General features: G+C 47.9%; 16 protein-coding genes and 1 riboswitch. Of the genes, 6 read left to right on the forward strand and 10 right to left on the reverse strand.

Going from position 1 to position 20,116, the window contains the following annotated elements:
* Positions 1 to 498: 498 nt before the first annotated feature.
* The 7 genes from hisI to argC form a co-directional block, all read right to left on the reverse strand.
* Positions 499 to 1,440, reverse strand: a complete 942-nt coding sequence (gene hisI / locus F1593_RS15275; protein WP_149402429.1) for a phosphoribosyl-AMP cyclohydrolase — start codon at positions 1,438 to 1,440, stop codon at positions 499 to 501.
* Positions 1,434 to 2,201, reverse strand: a complete 768-nt coding sequence (gene hisF / locus F1593_RS15280; RefSeq protein ID WP_149402430.1) for an imidazole glycerol phosphate synthase subunit HisF — start codon at positions 2,199 to 2,201, stop codon at positions 1,434 to 1,436. The genes hisI and hisF overlap by 7 nt, the downstream gene beginning before the upstream one ends.
* A gap of 5 nt (positions 2,202 to 2,206) precedes the next feature.
* Positions 2,207 to 2,923, reverse strand: a complete 717-nt coding sequence (gene hisA, locus F1593_RS15285) for a 1-(5-phosphoribosyl)-5-[(5-phosphoribosylamino)methylideneamino]imidazole-4-carboxamide isomerase (protein ID WP_149402431.1) — start codon at positions 2,921 to 2,923, stop codon at positions 2,207 to 2,209.
* Positions 2,920 to 3,528: an imidazole glycerol phosphate synthase subunit HisH gene (hisH, locus tag F1593_RS15290; RefSeq protein WP_149402432.1), complete on the reverse strand. Its 609-nt coding sequence runs from the start codon at positions 3,526 to 3,528 to the stop codon at positions 2,920 to 2,922. The genes hisA and hisH overlap by 4 nt, the downstream gene beginning before the upstream one ends.
* A 4-nt stretch (positions 3,529 to 3,532) precedes the next feature.
* Positions 3,533 to 5,890: an HAD family hydrolase gene (locus F1593_RS15295; protein ID WP_149402433.1), complete on the reverse strand. Its 2,358-nt coding sequence runs from the start codon at positions 5,888 to 5,890 to the stop codon at positions 3,533 to 3,535.
* A 334-nt stretch (positions 5,891 to 6,224) separates the two neighbouring features.
* A complete protein-coding gene (gene argB / locus F1593_RS15300) occupies positions 6,225 to 7,094 on the reverse strand; it encodes an acetylglutamate kinase (protein ID WP_149402434.1) in 870 nt (289 codons plus the stop codon).
* Between the two features lie 80 nt (positions 7,095 to 7,174).
* The gene (argC, locus tag F1593_RS15305) at positions 7,175 to 8,263 is read right to left on the reverse strand and encodes an N-acetyl-gamma-glutamyl-phosphate reductase (RefSeq protein ID WP_149402435.1); all 1,089 of its coding nucleotides are present in this window, start codon (positions 8,261 to 8,263) and stop codon (positions 7,175 to 7,177) included.
* 671 nt (positions 8,264 to 8,934) lie between these two features.
* Here argC and F1593_RS15310 point away from each other — a divergent pair.
* Positions 8,935 to 10,419, forward strand: coding sequence for a cation diffusion facilitator family transporter (locus tag F1593_RS15310; protein WP_149402436.1), 1,485 nt, complete (start codon positions 8,935 to 8,937; stop codon positions 10,417 to 10,419).
* A 421-nt stretch (positions 10,420 to 10,840) separates the two neighbouring features.
* The gene (locus F1593_RS15315) at positions 10,841 to 13,021 is read left to right on the forward strand and encodes a serine/threonine protein kinase (RefSeq protein ID WP_149402437.1); all 2,181 of its coding nucleotides are present in this window, start codon (positions 10,841 to 10,843) and stop codon (positions 13,019 to 13,021) included.
* A gap of 85 nt (positions 13,022 to 13,106) precedes the next feature.
* On the opposite strand, the gene F1593_RS15320 is transcribed toward F1593_RS15315, so the two are convergent.
* From F1593_RS15320 to F1593_RS15330, 3 genes are all read right to left on the reverse strand, one after another.
* Positions 13,107 to 14,129: an ABC transporter substrate-binding protein gene (locus F1593_RS15320; RefSeq protein ID WP_149402438.1), complete on the reverse strand. Its 1,023-nt coding sequence runs from the start codon at positions 14,127 to 14,129 to the stop codon at positions 13,107 to 13,109.
* Positions 14,130 to 14,298: 169 nt separating this feature from the next.
* The gene (locus F1593_RS15325; protein WP_149402439.1) at positions 14,299 to 15,174 is read right to left on the reverse strand and encodes an ABC transporter permease; all 876 of its coding nucleotides are present in this window, start codon (positions 15,172 to 15,174) and stop codon (positions 14,299 to 14,301) included.
* 205 nt (positions 15,175 to 15,379) lie between these two features.
* Positions 15,380 to 15,547, reverse strand: a riboswitch (FMN riboswitch).
* 515 nt (positions 15,548 to 16,062) lie between these two features.
* On the reverse strand, positions 16,063 to 16,425 hold the full coding sequence (locus F1593_RS15330) for a DoxX family protein (protein WP_172632139.1): 363 nt from the start codon (positions 16,423 to 16,425) through the stop codon (positions 16,063 to 16,065).
* Positions 16,426 to 16,688: 263 nt separating this feature from the next.
* Between F1593_RS15330 and cofE the strand changes: the two genes are divergently transcribed.
* From cofE to cofC, 4 genes are all read left to right on the forward strand, one after another.
* Positions 16,689 to 17,447 carry a coenzyme F420-0:L-glutamate ligase gene (gene cofE / locus F1593_RS15335; protein ID WP_149402441.1) on the forward strand — a complete coding sequence of 253 codons (759 nt, stop codon included), beginning with the start codon at positions 16,689 to 16,691 and terminating at the stop codon, positions 17,445 to 17,447.
* A gap of 26 nt (positions 17,448 to 17,473) precedes the next feature.
* Complete coding sequence (locus F1593_RS15340) at positions 17,474 to 18,160, forward strand: nitroreductase family protein (protein WP_149402442.1); 687 nt, start codon at positions 17,474 to 17,476, stop codon at positions 18,158 to 18,160.
* Between the two features lie 8 nt (positions 18,161 to 18,168).
* Positions 18,169 to 19,101, forward strand: a complete 933-nt coding sequence (gene cofD / locus F1593_RS15345) for a 2-phospho-L-lactate transferase (RefSeq protein ID WP_149402443.1) — start codon at positions 18,169 to 18,171, stop codon at positions 19,099 to 19,101.
* A 61-nt stretch (positions 19,102 to 19,162) separates the two neighbouring features.
* The gene (gene cofC, locus F1593_RS15350; protein WP_235932594.1) at positions 19,163 to 19,813 is read left to right on the forward strand and encodes a 2-phospho-L-lactate guanylyltransferase; all 651 of its coding nucleotides are present in this window, start codon (positions 19,163 to 19,165) and stop codon (positions 19,811 to 19,813) included.
* Positions 19,814 to 20,116 lie beyond the last annotated feature (303 nt).

The following is a 20,116-nucleotide window of genomic DNA, read 5'->3' on the forward strand; positions in this document are numbered from 1 at the left end:
CTTCACAAGCATACTACACGATAATTTTTTCTACCTGAAGATGGTAGTGAAATTGTGCCTTATCAAGGTTATTTGGATCGTGATAACTACTTCAAAAGTATTTTATCATTTTTCATACATACTGGGCAAGCCTCTGTATAAAAGTACTTACGATCTCTATAGCATTAAGCTAGCATGCAAGCAGTACGGGCAGCGCTAAACAACAAAGATAGTAATGCGTCGCCCTTAAGACTATCTAAGTGTTTGATTCCCGTGATTTTCACAGTCTCTGTGCATGAGTTTTCGCACCTGCGGTGCTCAAACATCTTTTTAGTGTGTGGTGCAGGAAAGGTGCTGTGCACCTTTCCTGCACCACACACTAAAAAGGGCGCAGGCGCTTGCGCGCCTGCCAGCAGGTGAGCATTAAGATCCCGATAAAGAAAGGATCAAATACGGTAAAAATATGAGAAAAGACATATTTTATCACCTGTACATGATCCCATTTCGCCAGACAAAAAACTAGTCCACTAAACCTTTACGTCGCATCTGCTCCAGGTCGTACTCGATAGGAGCCAGTGGACTGATACCAGCTGAAATACACGCCCAGCCAACAATCGAGAAGCCAGTTGTCAGTCCATGAATCAACTGAGCTGTATTATGGGTAGTAACCGCCTGCACACATTGTTCTCGTAATTCTACAGCTTTCTCCGTTGTATACTGTCCGGCAAATCCTTGTAGCAAGGCAGTATGAGGATTAAATTGCTCATATGTCAGATCATTAATCGCAGCCAACAGGAATAACCAATAACCTACCTGACTTCCCTCCAGTGCCGTATCTTCCGGCAAATTCGTATGTATGTGCTCACCTGTTTGCACACCGATCAATTCGCTTAGTTCATCAGCGAGCCGTCCCTCAAGGAAGGTTTGATTCTTCTCATGTAACAGGCGAGATGTGTTCGAAATGGCAGTTCGATCTTGATCCCTCAAAGAAGCATAGACCGCATACAACTGGCGTAACGACTGCTCCAGTTGCAGTGGTGTCTGAACCGCAGCATCATCCTCATTTGAACTCAATGGGACTTCCTCTTTCTCCGTTTGATAGATATCCTCTGGATCAAACACACGCTCAGCAACAATCTCTAAACGATCATCTGGCAGTAGTTGACGGTAATAACAACTTTGATAACCCTCATGGCATGCCGCATCCCCATGCTGAAAGATACGAATCAAAAGACTGTTTTCTTCGCAATTTACAAAGATAGCACGCACATCCTGCACATTGCCGGATTGCTCGCCCTTATGCCAGATTTTATTGCGGGAACGGCTAAAAAAATGCGTCTGACCAGTCTCACGTGTCAATTGCAGCGATTCTTGATTCATAAAAGCTACCATTAACACCTCATTGGTAGCATCATCTACAATCACAGCAGGGACTAATCCCTGGCTATCAAAATTTAACATGGCCGTACTATTACCCCTTTTGACTGTAAGTATTGCTTGACATCGCGTACACGAAATTCTCCGAAGTGGAATATCGAAGCTGCCAGAACAGCATCAGCGCCCCCTTCAGTGAGCCCTTCATACATATGCTCCAGAGTACCAACGCCACCAGAAGCAATTACCGGCACCGTCACTGCCGCCGAAACTTTGGCATTCAAAGTGATATCATATCCTCGTTTCGTCCCATCACGATCCATGCTGGTCAGTAATATTTCGCCCGCACCCAGGGCAACGCCGCGTTGCGCCCATTCCAGCACATCGAGTTGCGTCGGCGTGCGGCCACCATGCACATACACTTCATAACCGCTTGGCATGGCGGAATTAGCCCGTGCATCAATCGCCAGCACAATACACTGCGCCCCAAACTGCTCTGATCCAGCCGTAATCAGCTCAGGATGCTGTACGGCTGCTGTATTCAACGACGTCTTATCCGCCCCGGCCCCCAGCGTCGCACGAATGTCTTCTACCGAGCGAATACCACCGCCTACAGTGACAGGAATAAACACTTGTTCAGCAGTTCGCCGCACCACATCAAGCATAGTAGCCCGTTTCTCATACGAGGCGGTGATATCCAGAAATGTTACTTCATCCGCGCCTTCCAGATTATACAATTTCGCTAACTCGACCGGATCACCAGCATCGCGTAAATTGACAAAGCTTACGCCTTTTACCACACGGCCATCCATCACATCCAGGCAGGGAATAATACGCTTCGTTAGCATAGCCTTTACCTTTCAATTTCACGAATAGCACTGGCGAGATCGACCGCTCCAGTATAGATCGCCTTGCCCACAATCGTTCCCTCTACTCCACTCTGGGCCAGGGCATGCAGATCTTTCAGCGAGCTCACTCCACCGGAGGCGATTAATGCACTCGACACCGCCTGTTGCATCTCAGCAAGCGCTGGCAGATTAGGCCCAATCAAAGCACCATCACGTGCAATATCAGTATAGATAAAACGCTGCACTCCGATGGCTGACAATTCTCGAGCCAGATCAACGGCCTTCACCTGCGATGTTTCCAACCAGCCAGCAATAGCCACCAGACCATCACGTGCATCCAGACCGACAACAATTCTTTCCTGCCATCTATCCAATGCCTGCTGCAATAATTCCCGATTTGTGATCGCCACAGTGCCGAGAATAACCCGCTCCACGCCCACCTCAAGGATTTGCTCAATATGCTCCAACGTGCGCATACCGCCGCCAACCTCAATCCGTAGCGTCGTGGCTGCGCGAATACGTTTGATCAATTCAATATTCACCGGATATCCTGCTTTAGCACCATCCAGATCGACCAGATGCAGCCAACTGGCTCCGGCCGCTTGCCAGCGTAGTGCCACCTCCACAGGATCAGTATCATAGGTGGTTACCTGAGCGTAATCGCCTTGAAAGAGACGCACACAACGCCCATCCTTAATATCAATGGCAGGTAATATAATCATTGCTGCACCCATTTCACAAAATTTTTGAGCACCTGCATTCCCACATCCCCACTCTTTTCAGGATGAAATTGTGTACCCCAGACTTGCTCAGTAACAATCACACTACAATAGGGAGAACCATAATCAGTGACAGCCGCGACGCCCGTTTGATCTTGCGGCTCTACATAATAAGAGTGCGCAAAATAAAAATAGGCATCACTCGGCACATCTGCGAAAATAGGCAGTCCCGCCTGCAAAGGGCGAATCTGATTCCAGCCCATGTGGGGAATTTTGGGACCATGCGGAATACGGCGTACTGCACCACGGAACAAATGCAAACCATCTACCCCACCCTCTTCATGATGATCTGCCAACAACTGCATGCCCAGACAGATACCCAGAAATGGCTTCCCCTGAGATGTGGCTTCACGAATAGCACTATCAAGTCCACGTGCTGTCATACGAGCCATCGCTGCTCCACCTGAGCCAACACCGGGCAGGACCACGGCCTGGGAATTGGCTACGACCAGTGGATCGTCTGTCACCTGTACCTGCGCTCCAACATGTTCCAGAGCTTTCTCAATACTCCGAATATTGCCTGCTCCATAATCGATAATGGAAATCATACACCTATCCTCCTATGATTGAGAAATTGCCCATCTGCATGACCTGCGAAAGTCCCAACCAACATATCGCTGCTGACCGCTTCGTAGTATCTAACAAATTCACTGTCAACAGTGGACAACACATCAAGGCCAGACGAACTATTTCTTCCCAGTTGTCCGGCAATGCCTGATGCTCACGTAAGAGCTCAAGCAAGGGCATAATCAGATGCGTCCGTTTCGTAGCAAGGATAGCTTGCCGTACTGGTGTCACCTGATAATTATGCTCAATCACAATACGTGAATCCTCAATGTGCACCGAAATCTGGAGGTCTTGTTCAACCTCTTGTGGAAAATACATCCAGGTGGCAAAAACGTTATGAAAGAACGGTTTGACGACATCTAATAGTGGAGAATGGCGTCCGGCAAAGGCGGGATCAAAATATTGATAGGTAGTGCTATGCTCTAAAAACACATTCCCAAAGTGGGCATCCCCATGGCCAACCACGGTCAAAGCGGCCTGCGCGGGCTGCAAAACCTCTCTGGCGCGCTCGATTAACTGGCCCAATGTTTGCCCATACTCCGAGGCATTACCTCCCACATCTTCGCCATTGATGGTCCATTGATACTGTAACAGATCCGCGAAGGATAGAGCCTGCCCACCTTGCTCATATGTGTTCTGGCCAGGCAAGGGAAACCATTTGTCCTCGTAAAAGCTCTGCAAACGTCCACCAGTCAAACGATGCCAGAACAATTGATGAATCGGGGCCTGCTCATGCTCTTCAACTGTACTCTTTTGTAACGTCTCACGATAGATTGCCAGTAACCGTTCACATTCCAATTGTTCAGCCGATCTTAGCATCTCAACGTTGGCCTGAGAGGTATCACCAGTCTCCACTGCACGCATCAAATCAAACATCACCGGGGCATGAATGACAGGATAAATAACCATCTGCTGCCCCTTCTCATGCACGGTACGCAAAGGCAATACAATATTATAACCCGCATGATGCAATAACTCGGCATGATAATACTCTTCCAAAATCCCCTGTTCCTCGACATGAGTTTTGAAAAAATACTCTTCGCCGCCAACTCGATAGATACCGTTGAAGGAATTAAGCGAGACTGCTTTAGGTGTCAAAGTGATCTCATCCACTGGCACTTTGAGATGATGGGTAAACCAGCGTCGCAATAGCATCTCAGCCTTATTAAGCTCTATAAATTGCATCCGCTGGATGGTTATCAGATCATCTAAACGTGTCAGAAGCTCCGGTACCCTGGAAACGTCAGGGATCAGGAAATCTGGCTGGCTAAGCTCCAATTGCTGGCGCGCATCTACGGTCAGGGCACCCGTTAGAACAGCTATGACGATAGCTCCGGCGGCCTGACCACCACGTACATCGCTGGTCGTATCCCCAACGACAATAAAACTTCCACGTGGCGGAGCAGACTCACCAATCTGATAGTCTGGATCTGCGGCTTTGAGAAATTGATAGGGATGTGGTTTGACCAGCGAAGTATTGTCATCCCGCAAAGCCAGCTGCTCTTCAGCCAGTGCGACCTCTGTATGGGTCATGACATAGGCTGGATCAAAATACTTCCATAATCCATAATTTCGCAGCGGAACCACCGCCTCTGAACGAGGGCGACCGGTGGCAATACCTAAGGTATAGCCCTGCTCCTTGAGCGTACGTAAAGTCTCATGCAAGGTCTCTACTGGCAACACTGGCTGTTCCATAGCAATACAAGCATATGGCCTCGCCTGTGTGGGAGAATGATGGTAGACCTGAGTATATAATTCATCACCTAGATAGATCTCTTGGAAGAGCTCCTGACAACTGGACCAGAAGAGGCTATAGCGTGCAAACACGCCCTCAACCGGCTGCCCAAAGATCTCATTGGCATGAATAGTCAGGTTTTCAAATAATTCCAATCCTACATAATTCTGAAAAGCAGGCTCGTTCAGACGCTGGTAGGCTCGAGCGGAAATGTCACTTCCCAAACCTGCGTGGGCTAATGCTGTACGAAAAGCTGCCAACCAATCTGCATCCCATGGTTGTATCGGGAAGAGGGCAGTACGCTCCGGCACGCTCTCCACTTGCTCTAATAAATAGAGTAAACAGAGGCACACAGCAGCAAAACAGGTATCCCAGTTGGAGTTAAGAGAGCGTGCCTTAAAACTAAGCATAACCGATTCTGGCAAGACGTCATGGCTCCAACGTATACATTCCTCAGCATCAGCCGGTGAGACGTAAGACGTCGCGCCATTCACATTCCAATAGCGAGGACTATACAATAACTCATGCAGTACCAAACCCGCCGCAATCCAGTATGTCATCTCGCTCGTTATCACGCCATCCAGATCAAAAACAACAACGTTGCTCAAAATATCCCTTTCAATCTATCTCTCGGAAAGATAATTGATATCAACCATATTCCCGACATGCTATTCTTTTTACATTTGTCATACGCAAGCGCTCCAGGGATCAGAACTGCGTCGGCTGCTACCTGAAACGACAAACAAGAGCAACGTTGCCCATAGTTAATCAAGAAAGAATATTCAAATGCCAGATCAGTACTATAAAGATAGTGTATCATCCAATCACGCCGTTACGCGACATCGCACACCTCATCAGTGTTCGCACAATAAAAATGGGTGGATAGCGACGCATACAATGTGCTATCCACCCCCTTCACCATGCACGTATTTCGACATCTTTTTAACGGATAATCATAGTACCTGCGCCCTTGTCGGTGAATAGCTCACGCAACAGAACATGTGACTCGCGGCCATCGACAATATGCACGCGCGGCACAGCAGCCAGCGCATCCAGGCATGCCGTTACTTTTGGAATCATGCCGCCGCTAATCACACCATCATCAATCAACTGGCGAGCTTCGCTTTCGCGCACCTCAGTCATCAATGTACCATCGGCGCGGCAGATACCAGCGACATTACTCAAGAAGATTAACTTTTCAGCATTCAGCGCTCCGGCCATATGAGCCGCGACCAGATCAGCATTAATATTCAAACAGGTTCCGTCCGGGCCTTCACCAAGAGGGGCCACCACAGGAATAAAACCCTCTTTCAAAAGTGCCTCAACCGGCATCGGATCGACAGAATCAATTTCGCCCACAAAACCCAGACGCTCATCACTAATATGAGCGCGTACCATGCCACCATCAGTTCCACACAATCCAATCGCTTTTCCGCCCATCTGAGAGGACATCAATACCAGGCCCTGATTTATCTGACCCAATAACACCATACGCACCACATCCAGGGTAGCGGCATCCGTTACACGCAGGCCATTGACAAAGCGTGTAGGCAGATTAAGTTTGGTCAACCACTCATTAATATATGGGCCGCCACCATGCACTAGCACAGGATACGCACCCAACGCACGCAACCAGATGATATCTTGCAACACCCCACGCTGATGCTCTAATGTACTTCCACCCAACTTGATCACCAGCGTTTTTCCCTTTAAAAAGTCGATATATGGGAGCGCTTCACCCAATACCTGGGCAATAAGGTGGTGATCACTGATAACATCGCCTTCCGGCGTGCGTGAAAATGAGATTGCCATGAGCCCTACTCCTCAGAATGAAATTCTTATGATTCCATATCGAATATTGTATTATTGTAAAATACCACTTCAAGTTGAACCTATGGATGCACGGCGAGTGATGTTAATCCTGCAATCTCTGGCAATCCATACAGTATATTCGCATTTTGTATCGCCTGTCCTGCCGCTCCCTTAACCAGATTATCCAGACAGGAAACGACGATCAGGCGTCTGGCACGGCTATCAACGATTGGATAAATAAAACAATGGTTGCTGCCGTATGTCCATTTCGTATGTGGTGGTTGATCAATCACATGTACAAACGGTTCATCTTTATAGTACTGCTCATAAAGAACACGTACTTCCGCTGTCGTGATGAGAGGCTCAACGCCGTTTTGCTTGAGATCAGCATAACAGGTAGCCAGAATACCACGTGTCATAGGCATCAAATGCGGAACAAATGTAATACGTAACTCTTGTTCAAAGGGATGCCCACCGGCAATAGCAGATGCCGTTAGCTCTTGCGCAATTTCAGGCATATGTCGATGCCCGGACAATCCATAGGCACTGACATCCTCATCTGCTTCGGGGAAATGGTAGATTAAACTTGGGCTGCGTCCCCCGCCACTGATGCCGGTCTTTGTGTCAATAATGACATCCGGCTTAACGATGCCAGCCGCCACTGCTGGACTTAGTGCAAGAATAGAGGTCGTTGTATGACATCCAGGATTGGCTACCAGCGATGCCGCAGCGATACTCTGTCGATAGTGTTCACAAAGTCCATAGACGGCAGATTCTAGTAATGCCGGAGCGGGATGTGTATGTTTATACCATTCTTCATAGACTGCCACATCGTGTAAGCGAAAGTCGGCCGATAGGTCTATTACTTTCATACCGCGTTGCAACAGTTTCACAACGGCTTCCGCTGCCGCGGCGTGCGGAAGGCAAACAAAAGCCAGGTCGGTCTGCGCTGGTTCTTCGGTAATTACAAGGGTAGGATCTATTGCTGGACGCCGACCATCACTTATGGGTACACCAGCACGCAAGAACGGAAAAATCTCTTCCAGACGCTTCCCAACGGTGCTACGACCGGTTACAGAGGTCACCTCAAATGTGGGGTGCTGCGCAATCAGGCGTAGCAGTTCCGATCCTGTATAGCTTGTTACATTCACAATAGAAACAGTCGTCATATACCGTCCCCTTCGCAATTTCTCTACTCAACAACAATAAAAAAAGCCTTCATCCCTCATGCTTATACTGCAAGGGACGAAAGCTATCTCTGCTCCCGTGGTACCACCCGGATTGTCTTCCACACTTACATCGAGAGATCACAATAGCTGTAATCTCAATTCTCAATACCACGCTGTAGCGAAGGTGGAAAGACCACTCTTTCTAGCTATATGCTGCGCGGGAGCCACCCACCTATCCTACTTGTCATATGGTTATAGTTTTTTTCTCTATTACTGACAAAAGCAAACGTTTGCCAGCCTCTATAACCAGGACTTTCTTCGGACAACCGCTCACGAAGGGGTTCTGCGTGGGTCTCACCATTCCGGCTTCTCAGCATACAGCCAGATCTCTGTCGGCTCCCAACGTCATACTAGTTTCGCTCAACGCGGGTCAGTCTTTATTTATAAAGTTGTTATTGACAAGCATAACAACAAAATCTTTATCTGTCAATTAGTAATTTTTATAGTAGGATCACAAACATATGTCAAAATTAACTATATCATCCGTTTTTTTCAAACGGCAGTTTCTCCTTGCCCTGACCTCTCACATCGAGTAAAATGATTGCTGGACATGCATACATCACATCTCCTGGTAGAAAAATACGTGCTAATCGAGGAGGCCTTTCAAATTCATGCCGATGACAAAAGATGCTCAACGCGAAAAAACCACGGCAGCACTTTCCTCCGTGCTGGCAGCTGTGGGCCTGACAGGATTAAAAATCCTGGTGGCAATTCTCACAGGAAGCCTGGGCATTATGGCAGAAGCCGCTCATTCCGGGCTCGATCTGATCGCTGCCCTGATGACCTTTTTTGCGGTCCGTGTCGCTGACCGCCCCGCTGATGCTGATCATAATTATGGCCATGGGAAGGTTGAGAATCTTTCCGCCCTGCTAGAAGCTCTTTTGCTGTTACTCACGGCGGCCTGGGTAATCTTTGAAGCGTCTCAACGCTTGCTATTTCATACAGGACATGTTGAGATCAACATCTGGGCCTTTATCGTCATGCTGGTTTCAATTGTAGTGGATATCACGCGTTCACGGCTGCTTCTCAGAGTGGCAAAAAAACTCGGTAGCCAGGCACTTGAGGCTGATGCCTTGCACTTTAGCACTGATATCTGGAGCTCCGCTGTCGTGATCTTGGGTCTGCTTATCGTCTATCTCACCCAGATTTTTCATCTCCCGATCTGGCTAGAACAGGCTGATGCCATCGCAGCCTTTGGTGTCTCGGGGATCGTCATCTGGGTCAGTCTCAAACTCGCCCGTGAGACCAGCGATGCTCTCCTTGATAAATCACCAGGTCCACTTGCCATGCAGATTCAACAAAAACTGATGTCCCTGGAGCAAGTGATCAGTGTACGCCGTGTGCGAGTACGCCGGGCCGGAAACAAGTGTTTCGCCGATGTGATTATTCAAGCGTCACGTTTGCTCTCATTTGATCAAATTCACCAACTCAGCGAATCGGTAGAACAAGCCACTATAACAGAAGTGCATGCCTTCTCAGCCCTGGATGATATTGATGTGGTTGTTCATGTAGAGCCGGTCATTTCCTCCCAGGAAAGTATTACTGATCAGATTTATTATCTGGCTGAACATCATGGCGTCCATGCACATCATATTCATGTACGCGAGGTTGCAGAACAACTTGAAGCGGATTTTGACCTTGAAGTTCAGGCCGATATGAGCCTTGAACAAGCCCATGCTGTGGCAACACGCCTTGAGCAGGCGGTCCTACAAACCAATCAACGACTTCGCCGCGTGACGACACATCTGGAACCACCTGATGAAAAAATCGTTCAGCGCCAGGATGTGACGGACCAATACCAGGAAATGGCTTCGCATATGTGCCGCATTGCAGACGGCATTGCAGGAACAGGGAGCGCCCATGATATTCATCTCTACCGTCCTAGCAAAGCACTGGCTGAAATACGAGGACATAGGACCAAAGGCGCGCCAGAGTTAGATCTTGTTCTTCATACCATTTTTGATGCCCAGGCTCCTCTCAGCCAGGTTCATATTGACGCGGAAAAGATTAAACGTGCATTACGCCGCTCTTACCCGAACTTAAATACAGTGATTATTCATACAGAACCACCTGAAGCCAGCATATCCAGAAGCTAGGAAGCCTGTTCTCTCTGTTCAACTCCCAAAGCGGAGCCGCTTAAATACGCCCTTGATCAAATTTCCCAGCCCATATATGCTAACGCAACGGTTGACGTTCCCCAATCGTTTATTATAATGAGGAAGAACCATCACAAGTATCACCTTCTCTATTTCTTTCCTTTGATGACATGTCAGGGATAAGTGTGATACCTTATATAATTGTAAACAGATACTCTATGCTCAGATAAAGATTATCTGAATCTGGAAACTAGAGGAGCCATTAAGGAAATCGCTAAATATTATCTTGCCTGAAAAAGGAGCTCCACAAAGGGACTTGCTGATTGAGTCGGGCAAGGTACAAGGGAATGAGCCTTAATAGAAATATTTCTTATGCAAACTACCAACCAGTTGATACATTTCATTGAGAGGAAAAGCGAGCGTGGTAACCGATAGCAATGAGTTACTAGGGCAGACGCTCGGAACATGTACACTCCAACGTCTCCTAGGACGCGGTGGTATGGGTGCAGTGTATCTGGCGCGACAATCACGTCCACGGCGCATCGTCGCCGTCAAAGTGCTGTTACCTGGCATGGTGCTTGAACAACGATCACGGGCCGAATTCCTGGCCCGCTTCCGTCGTGAAGCCGATGCTATTGCGGCACTGGATCATGTCAACATTATGCCTGTATATGAATACGGCGAACAAGGCGATCTTGCCTATCTTGTCATGCCCTATGTAACAGGTGGCACACTCCGCGATGTCCTGGAGAAACGCGGCATTCTCTCCCTGGAAGAAGTTGTGCCCATCATCGAACAGGCAGCGGCTGGACTGGATAGTGCACATACACAGAGCATTGTCCACCGCGATCTGAAACCTGGTAATATTTTGTTTCACGCCGATGGTCGTATTCTGCTTGCCGACTTTGGCTTAGCCAAAGTTTTGAAAGATGTCACTGATCAAGAAAATAGCCAGGGCCACTTGACCAGCATCGGTACAATCGTCGGGACACCCGAATATCTTTCTCCAGAACAAGGCACAGGCGATGCCATCGACTACCGTACCGATGTCTATTCTCTGGGGGTTGTACTCTATCAGATGCTTGCCGGGCGCGTCCCTTTTACTGGAACCTCTCCAGTTGCGGTAGCCATTAAACATACGCTTGAACAAGCTCCCCCTCTCACCCGCTTCAATCCTCAGGTACCAAAGAATGTTGAAGCCGTCGTAATGAAGGCAATGGCAAAGTCTCCTCACGACCGCTTTGACAGCGCAGGTATCTTTGCACAGGCATTACGACAAGCGGTCGCTGAAACGCTGGGAGATAGCTTTCCCAGTGTCCTACCATCCTCTTCAGGAGAGCATTTTACGCCTGTGTATCCCCTTACCCAGGAGAAAATAACCGAAGGACAACCGGAACGTCAGACAGAAGAAGATGAAATGCCCACTGAGGCGATGAAGCATCCGCTTGATAAAAAAAAGGATGTGGCAAATCAAATTCCTTCCATGTCAACAATGCTCATGGAAGAAGATGAAGATGTGGACAGCCATAGCAAAAAAACCGAGGTTGCACCACGTCTTTCAGAACGTACCCAAAACCGCCTTCAAGCCCTCCCAACTGTGATTACAGATCAGGGCCGCAACAACACTACTTTTGTTGATAATATCGACCCTGTAGCGATGCCAGAAAATGCTGGATTGCAAAAAGCACGCAGGACAGAATCTTCAGCACAGTGGAATACTGACAATCCTGTACAGCAGCCACAAATCCTGCTTTCGCAACCGCAGAACTATCAACGTAGTATAACCACACCTAAAAAATCTCGTACCATGCTCATCGTTGGCGCACTCCTTGCCGTAGTTGTCATACTGGGAGGAGGGTTAGGATTAGTGACTCATATCTTTAACTTGAGCAGCAATACAAATCAAACAGGCATCCCCCTTATATCAGGTCATGCAACCAGTACGGCCATCAACACAAAAGCAACACTGACGACACCGGGCACAACAGCGGGAAAAACAAATCCTGCTTACCCACTTCCCAGTTCTAAATCGCCTGGCCCCGGAGATGGTACACTCGGTGCCCTCATCTATGGTACTAACTATCCAGGCATGTGTGACCCCAAAAAAGGCACGTGGACCAATATAAATATCCAGGCGACATGCGGACCAACGCAACTGCGACTCACCAATCCTACCTCAGATGACGCGGGAGTTATTTTAACTCAACTGCCAAATGGACAGACTTTACCTGCTAACTATGCTATTCAGGTTCAAGTGAAGCTTAACACACCAGATAGTCAGCTTGGTATCTATTACCATAGATCATCAGATGCTAACTACTCATTTATGGTAGGCAATGGAGCATGGACATCAAATTACAGTAAATCGACACAGGGTTCTCTGGCTGACGTTCCCATCCATGGCACAAATCTTAACGGTTTGGTTACTATTGATGTTCTGGTGTCTGGAAATAAGTTTATCTACTACATTAATGGAGTTCGGGAAGGTGATTCCAGCAGTGGTTATCCAGGCACCGATACAGGTGGAAATATTGGTCTTACAGTAGGCCAGGGCTCCGATGTGTCCTTCCAGAATCTGGCAATTTACAACTACACAGCTTGACGCACTGCACAGAATAAACAACAAAGCAGAGGAGCATAATCTCATGTGGATTATGCTCCTCTTCTTTGTTTGATGCTCACACAATCTAATTATTGGTATAGAATTGAGAAAGATCCGTAATGGGTGCGATCACTTTCTGGGATGCCAGAAACTTTTCGGTGGAAGTCCAGGCGGTTGGATCATTATAGCCAGGATTACCTTTCCCCTGGTATATTGGAATCGTGGCTTTAAGCACTTGCAGGGCCACATCGGGATTTACCCCGGGTATTAAGGGCTTGCTGATATTAACTGCTCCCTGGGGATCAGCAACCACATCCTTGACACCTTTCAGGGTTGCTCGCACAAAAGCATTCACTACCTGCTTTTGATTGGTGTAGGTATCTTTTGTCGTGATAATGCCATTTGAGACCAGTGGCATATAGTCCGAAACATCAAACGTACGCACATGGAAACCATTGCGCTCAAGCTGCAATGGCTCATTGTTAGAATAACCAACCACGGCATCCACTTTATGCGACATCAAGGCAGAGATCTGGTTGAAACCAATAGACTGCACTTTGACATCATTGGTTGTAAGATGACCCGCTTGCAATAAAGCTAATAATCCTGTATAGGTAGCACCAAAGGGTCCAGGCACGCCAATAGTATGACCTTTAAGATCAGACAACTGTTGAATCCTGGCATCTTTGGGCACAATTAAACTAACAGGATACTTCTGAAAAATAGTCGAGGTATCGATAGCTTGCAGGCTTTTATTTTTATCATAAGCGGCCAACAGCTCATCACCGCTGGCAAACACAAAGGTATTTTTTCCGGCGATCATCGTACCAATCAGATCAGTGACGATGCCATGATGGAAGGTCACATTCAGGCCAGCATCTTTATAATAGCCCTTTGATTGCGCAACATAAAAAGGGGCAAATTGGATATCAGGATTATATCCCAACCCGATTGAAACATCCGTCAGGGACTTATCCGCTGTAGTTGATGAGTTTCCTGAAGAGTTACTGGTAGAAACTGGTCCTCCACATGCGGCCAAAAACATGACACACACCAATGCGAGTGATACAAATGACCAGGTCACAGACAAACGACGATAGATTGTCATCTAAATGCTTTCTCCATTCAAAAGGTTGCGTATTAAGCAGTAGCGATCTGACACTGATGTGCGCAAAAAGCGTGAAGTGACCCAAAAATACCACTTCACGCATTATATATGCATTGAACAGAGCAGATCATCCGGCTAGCTATTCTCAGGTGAATGCGAGCTCACAGCATCAATATATCACTTCTGCGAGCTTCACTAATAATGCAGTGGCGCTATAATAGACGGCTGCAAGCACCGCCAGAATAATAACAGTTGCAAACATAAAAGCCATATTATATTGATGTAAAGCCATTTGCACCAACGCACCCAATCCCTGATCAGGGCTACAGAAAAATTCACCGACCAGTGCCCCGGTGATTGATAAGGTTAAACCGGTACGGACCGAAGCGAGAATGGCAGGCAAGGCCAGAGGAAACTCAATTGCGGATAATAAGGACCAGCCAGAGGCTCCTTCAAGACGGGCGGCATCCAACAATTCGCGCTCGATCGTTCGAATCCCAAGCACTGTATTTACCACCATGGGGAATAATACTACCAGCATACACACAACTATCACAGGTAGCACACCCATCCCCAACCAGAGGTAGAGAAATGGAGCGATGACAATGGCTGGTATAGCCTGCCCGGCGGATAAATAGGGCTGTACGGTATATGCCACCAGGCGGGACTTAGCAATGCCATACCCTAACGGCAAGGCCACAGCTACCCCCAGCAGAAAACCAAAAAAGCTCTCTTGTAGCGTGATGCCAATATGTTCCCAATACAAACCTGAACTAAAGCCGTCAATCAAGCTAGCAAACACATCTTTTGGAGCAGGTAAGATAAATGCATTCACGCTTCCAGTCGCGGTTACGATATACCAGGCCAGCAGTAATAGTGCGCCGAGTAGAAAAGGAGGAAGAGTCAGGACACGATTCATGATCTTCCAGGTCGTGCCCCTGGTAGCACGAGTCTCTTTCACGCTGCTTGCCGCAGCATCGTTTCCTTGATATTTTTGACGCACATCCAGTCGTGCACCATCAGTCCTTGAAGTTGTAGCACTCATACAAATATAATCCCTCGGTCATAGCTAATACTAACGTGCTCACCCATTTTGCTGACGGTTTGTCTGCAAGCAAACAAAGTGATACGTCAATTCAACTAACCCAGGGGGTCATGTAAGGGAGATTCCTCAAACCATGTTTCGCTCTATTACATTCGTAAAACGCAAAGAGAGCGATGATCAAATGCATCATCGCACATGGTTTCTGCATAACCTTCTCCCATCCGGACTGTACCGTCGGCTTCGGAATTGCACCGAATCAATCATATACATAGTCAAGAAGCGACTGCATATAGACTCGCGGGCTTGATAGGGCTCTTTTTAAGCTTGCTACCTTACCGCCGGTCGGGAATTTCACCCTGCCCCGAAGGTCTCTTTGCTAGTAAGTATGCCATATAGTTGCACTATAATGCAAGTGTTTAAGCCAACTCCATCAACACATCAAACATTCTGGACTTATACAAACATGCCTGGTGCTTATAAGTTTGTCGTACGGTGGAATTCCTCGGCATAAGCAACGCCATACCTTTTACCAAGCTCTGCGCTCCATCCTCGTAGCATGTGCTCTATATCAGAGAAAAACTCCCCCACCTGACCGACATGTGCGTGTAGTGCCAACACTTTCGTATCCAGCGTTGTAGAGATATCGCTACCGTAATTGTGTACAGGCGCCCCCATAATGTAGATTTCAGAAACTTTATGCGGTCGCAATCCTTCTGCCAATAGTTCAGGAAAGTCCCAGGGATTCTGGGAGGATCGCTCTCTTTTTCTGTACTTCTTGCTCCATCACAACCATTCATCCTTTCAAAAAAAGCTCGCCTGACCTCAGATACTGGAAAAATCTGGGACAAGCGAGACTTCAATCTATTTCCCTATATTGTACACACTCTTCTATTCGCTATCTCCTGTGATGACTAACAACAAACCACCGATACAGGCAAGATTCTTAAAAAACTGCGTCTGCTGATTTGCGCGGCTGGCCGCTTCTTGCTCCTTCCAGAAGGCATGTCCTACGACTGTTGTTGCCGCCAGAGGTCCAACCAGTGCCAGTGCCGATAATTTTGGCAACAGGCCGGCCGCCAGGGTAGAGCCAGCTACTACCATAACAGCACCATTCAAAATGGTAGCCTGATGAGGATAAGGCAATCCTGCCTTCTCAACCAGCTTTTCACGATACTCCGGCTGCATAATTATTCCTGCTCCCCCATAAATGAAAAGGGAACCCAGGAAAAGTCGGCCCAGGGTTTTCAACATACTGATTGCTCCTTCCAAATATCTGCACCAGCAAACTCTAGCCATCTAAGGAACTATCACCATAGATCAGAAGAGGCCACAGAGTCATTCAGCCAGCACATCACGACTACTTTAATATTCATTTCGTCACAATGCAACCCCTTTCTCCATTATCAAGCAGCCATTAAACTGAATGCAAGCACGACCCATACAGACCCAGTTAAAAACATTGTCGCTTGGCAGTCCCTCTTGCAAGAAGATATAATAATCACACGAGGAGGGCTATGAGCACAGAATTACGCATTATTCCGATCACAGGCATCGGCGAAATCAACCCCGGCACTGATCTGGGCGTTCTTATTTATCAAGCACTACAGCAGCAACAGCTTACACTACAAGCGGGCGATGTATTGGTAGTGACACAAAAAATTGTTTCTAAAGCTGAAGAACGTCTCGTTAACCTGGAAACTATTGAACCATCAGCATTTGCTCGAGCGTTTGCTGAACGCAATGATAAAGATCCACGACACGTTGAAGTTGTTTTGCGCGAAAGTAAACGTATTGCGCGCATGGAGCGCGGCGTTATGATTAGCGAGACCTATCATGGTTTTATCTGTGCCAATGCTGGCGTCGATGAATCCAATGTTGAAGGCGGAGAATTTCTGACATTGCTGCCGGTTGACTCCGATCAGTCTGCGCGTGCCATTCGGAGTCGTTTGCAAGCATTGAGTAATGAAGAAGACATCGCTATATTGATCTCGGATACCTGGGGTCGGGCCTGGCGCAATGGACAGGTCAATATGGCAATTGGAGTGGCAGGCATGGAGGCACTGACCGATTATCGCGGACAACATGATGCCTATGGCTATGAGTTACGCGCCAGCATTATTGCAGTCGCCGATGAACTATCTTCGGCGGCTGAACTTGTCATGGGTAAGGTTGACCGTATCCCGGTGGCTCTTATTCGTGGATATCGCTATACACCTGGAGAAGGCACGGTTCACACCCTGACCCGGGATAGCGCTACCGATATGTTCCGTTAGTCTTGAATAGGTTTTGTAGTATTTTCATGAAAGAACTCAATCACACTGGAGATCAAGCTGCCGGAGAGCCAGCAGAATCAGCGCACGCCTTATCCACACTACGGCGTGTCGATGATCTGGCTGCGTTGATGCGAAGCCGTCGCAGCGTTCGTCAATACCAGGACATTCCTGTGCCACACGATCTCTTGCACCAGATGATAGAAGCGGCACGCTGGGCCCCATCTCCACACGGCCGTCAACCCTGGCGTTTTGCGGTCTTAACTCGAACAACACCCAAACAGCAACTTGCGGATGCGATGGGACAAACCTGGCAGCAAAATCTGGAGATGGATGGACAAGCGCCAGATATCGTGGCACTACGCATGGAAAAATCGCGCCAACGTATTTTGCAGGCACCAGCTATCATTCTCCCTTGCCTTTATCTAGAAGATCTTGATCAGTATCCTGATGCGCAACGGCAGGCGGATGAAAAAACCATGGCGGTACAAAGTATTGGGGCTGCCATCCAAAACATGCTGCTCACGGCTTATGAGTTGGGATTGGATACAGGATGGATGTGCGCCCCACTCTTTTGTCCAGAAGTGGCCTGTGCGGCTCTTGATCTCGATAGTCGACTTATTCCCCAGGCATTGATTACGGTAGGTTACGCAGCGGCCGATCCAAAACGTCGCCCGCGCCTCCCTTTGGATAGTTTGATAGTTCGTTTTGATTGAGGTAATCTATGATCGTCGTTCTCGCAGGTGGTGTTGGCGCTGCACGTTTCTTACAAGGTCTGATACAGGTCGTTCCCCAGGAGGAGATTACCATTATTACCAACACAGGGGATGATCGGGTCTTCTATGGCCTGAATGTGTCTCCTGATACAGATATAGTGATCTACACCCTTGCTGGTGTCGTTGATGAGAAGTTTGGCTGGGGTATTCGCGATGATACCTACCACACGATGCAACAATTGACCAGCTATGGCAATGAAGATTGGTTTATGTTGGGTGATCGCGACCTGGCAACCCATATCCATCGTACGGCTCGCTTACGTGAGGGTAAAACCTTGAGTGAGGTTGCTGACGAACTGCGCCAGCACTTTGGACTCAAATTGCGCATACTCCCGATGAGCAATCAAACAATTGAAACCCACATTCAGACACCCGCAGGACTTTTCCATTTTGAGGAATACATGATCCAGCGCAAGTGTTCTGATGAGGTACAAGATGTTCTATTCGTAGGAGCGCAGGAAGCTAAACCAGCGCCAGGTGTCATCGAAGCCTTGAAAAGTGCAGACGCCATCTTACTGGCTCCCAGCAATCCTATTGTGAGCATCGGCAGCATCTTAGCCGTGCCGGGGATTCATGATGCGTTGCATGAAACAAGTGGCATGATCGTTGCCGTCAGCCCCATCGTTGGTGGTGCTCCCATTAAAGGGCCCGCAGATAAACTGATGCGCGGTCTCCATATGGATGTATCTGCTGTTGGCGTGGCAAGGCACTATCGAGATTTTCTGGATGTCATGGTAATTGATAAGCAAGATGCCCAACTCGCTGAAGCCATTGAGGACCTGGGCATTCCTACATCCATCACCAATACTATTATGAGTGACAGCGAAGCCAAAGCCAATCTGGCACGTCATGTATTAAATGCGGCGGGACTGTCGTATTAAAAATTGCTCATCTGCCAATCACGCGGATAGGGAGCGAGCAATAGACTAGAGGACGTCTGGTTTGTCTATACAACAACAAAAAATAGTGAAATTTGCCGCCCTTGTGCCGGTCAAATCTCTTGATCAAGCGAAAAGTCGTCTCGCTGCTCACTTACAACCGGAGCAGCGAGCAACTCTTATGCTAGATATGCTCCGGCATGTCTTGTTGACCTTGCGCGATAGTCATGCCTTTGACCATATTTCGGTTGTCAGTTCCGACCAGGATGTCCTGCGGTATGCCCAACAGTGGGGCGCCCAGGCCCTTTTAGAGGAGCAGGCGGGACATAATCCCGCCCTTACGGCCGCAGCCACCTATGAATATCAGCATGGAACAACAGCTCTGTTAACCATATCTGCCGATCTCCCACTCCTGCAGGTGGAAGATGTTTGCAATCTTGTAGAAATAGCACATCAGCACGATGTGATTATCGCGCCTTCTCAGGATGGGACTGGCACCAATGCATTGTTGACCCGACCACCACTGGTCCTTCCTTATCGCTTTGGTATCAATAGCCGTTATCATCATCAATACGAAGCTGAACAAAGACAGCTTCGCTACTACTGTTATAGCAGTATTGGGCTGGCACTGGATATCGATACTATTGAGGATATTAACGCTTTTCAGACCTATGACGAGCAGGATCTGGCATGCTGCACATCTAGTTATCTGTAATAATGGGGTGATTGCTTCAGACAAATCTTGATAAAAAGGTGGTTACAATACATAAAAGAAAGAAATATCAAGCCATACAACACAGATTGTGCACAATGCACAAGAGCGGACCAGTAACTTTCGGATAAACTGTCTGTAGTATACTCCTCCATAACCGTCATATTATAAGGGCAGATAGAAGCGATCTCGTGGATGTAAGGATTGCGAAACTTATCCCATGAAGTAATCGCGTAAGGCATACCGGGCAATGCACGCCACCCCTTCCTGCAACGATGCGAGGATATCATGTTAAGAGGAGAATAA

Source organism: Dictyobacter arantiisoli, assembly GCF_008326305.1.
GTDB classification, from domain to species: Bacteria; Chloroflexota; Ktedonobacteria; order Ktedonobacterales; family Ktedonobacteraceae; genus Dictyobacter; species Dictyobacter arantiisoli.